Raw genomic sequence first — 1,742 nt, 5'->3', positions numbered from 1 at the left:
CGGATCGCCGGGGCCGCCGCCGACGAGGGCGACGCCCTGGGTCCGGGTGCGGTGGCGTGGGGCGGCGGCCCCGGCGATCCGGAGCTGATCACCGTCCGGGGCCGGCGCCTCCTCGCCGAGGCCGACGTCGTCATCGCCGACCGCCTCGGCCCCCGCGACCTCCTGGACGAACTCCCGCCGCACGTCGAGGTGATCGACGCCGCGAAGATCCCGTACGGCCGCTACATGGCCCAGGAGGCCATCAACAACGCCCTGATCGAGCACGCCAAGGCCGGCAAGGCGGTCGTACGGCTCAAGGGCGGCGACCCCTTCGTCTTCGGCCGCGGCATGGAAGAGGCCCAGGCCCTCGCCGAGGCGGGCATCGCCTGCACCGTCGTCCCCGGCATCTCCAGCTCCATCAGCGTCCCCGGCGCGGCGGGCATCCCCGTCACCCACCGGGGTGTGGCGCACGAGTTCACGGTGGTCAGCGGCCATGTCGCCCCCGACGACCCGCGCTCCCTCGTCGACTGGCCGGCGCTCGCCCGGCTGCGCGGCACCCTCGTCCTGCTGATGGCCGTCGACAAGATCGGCGCCATCGCCCGGACCCTCGTCGACCACGGCAAGTCGCCCGCCACCCCCGTGGCGCTGATCCAGGAAGGCACCACGGCGACCCAGCGCCGTGTCGACGCGACACTCGAAACGGCCGCCGAAGCCGTCCGCGAGCAGGACGTACGACCCCCGGCCGTCATCGTCATCGGCGACGTGGTCGCGGTCGGCCCCGGAGGCCCCGCCGCTGAGGCCGGCCGTGGCTGAGATCACCACCGTCGACGCCGCGCCCGACCCCCGACTCGCCGACTACACCGACCTCACGGACGTCGAACTCCGCCGCCGCCGCGAACCCGCCGAGGGCCTGTTCATCGCCGAGGGCGAGAAGGTCATCCGCCGTGCGGTCGCGGCCGGTTACGAGATGCGCTCCATGCTCCTGACGGCCAAGTGGACCGAGGTGATGCGCGACGTCATCGACGGGACCTCCGCACCCGTCTACGAGGTCGCCCCGGACCTGGCCGAACGCGTCACCGGCTACCACGTCCACCGCGGCGCGCTCGCCTCCATGCACCGCAAGCCCCTGCCGCCGCCCGCCGGCCTTCTACAGAAGGCGCGCCGCGCGGCCGTCTTCGAGGACATGGTCGACCACGCCAACCTCGGGGCCGCCTTCCGTAACGCGGCGGCGCTCGGCGTCGACGCCGTCCTCCTCACCCCGCGCTGCGCCGACCCGCTCTACCGACGGGCCGTGAAGGTCTCGATGGGCGCCGTACTCCAGGTCCCCTGGACCCGGCTGGACTTCTGGCCGGGGGACGCGGACCTGCTGCGCGAGGCGGGATTCGTCACCGCCGCCCTCTGCCTCGACGAGAAGTCGATCACCCTCGACGAACTCGCCGCGCAGCGGCACGACAGACTCGCGCTGCTCTTCGGTACGGAGGGCGACGGCCTGACGGCCGGCGCCCTCGCCGCGGCAGATCTGCGCGTGAGCATCCCGATGGACGCCGGCGTGGACTCCCTCAACGTCGCCGCCACCTCCGCGGTCGCCTTCTACATGACGCGGCCCCGAGACTGATCCGCCCAGGGCGTGTCCACACACTGTCGCCACGTGACATCAGCCGACACGCCCTGGGGCGTGCCCTGGAAGTCCCGTCTGGCTCACGACGCCTGGACGCACGCTCTCCCCCGTAGCCCTTCGGGCACGGGAGGTGCCCCCTGCGTTG

At 73.3% G+C, this 1,742-nt stretch carries 2 protein-coding genes; both read left to right on the top strand.

What is annotated here, in order from left to right; all coding sequences use genetic code 11:
- Positions 1–792: uroporphyrinogen-III C-methyltransferase (cobA, locus tag BHU15_RS24910; RefSeq protein ID WP_255293209.1), on the top strand; the 792-nt coding region annotated here is incomplete at its 5' end.
- The gene (locus BHU15_RS24905) at positions 785–1,594 is read left to right on the top strand and encodes a TrmH family RNA methyltransferase (RefSeq protein ID WP_069629248.1); all 810 of its coding nucleotides are present in this window, start codon (positions 785–787) and stop codon (positions 1,592–1,594) included. The genes cobA and BHU15_RS24905, both read left to right, overlap by 8 nt.
- Positions 1,595–1,742: the final 148 nt, after the last annotated feature.

Source organism: Streptomyces niveus (assembly GCF_001723055.1).
GTDB lineage: Bacteria > Actinomycetota > Actinomycetes > Streptomycetales > Streptomycetaceae > Streptomyces > Streptomyces niveus.
The sequence above is the reverse complement of the archived record's forward strand: the minus strand, read 5'-3'. Positions and strand labels throughout refer to the sequence as shown.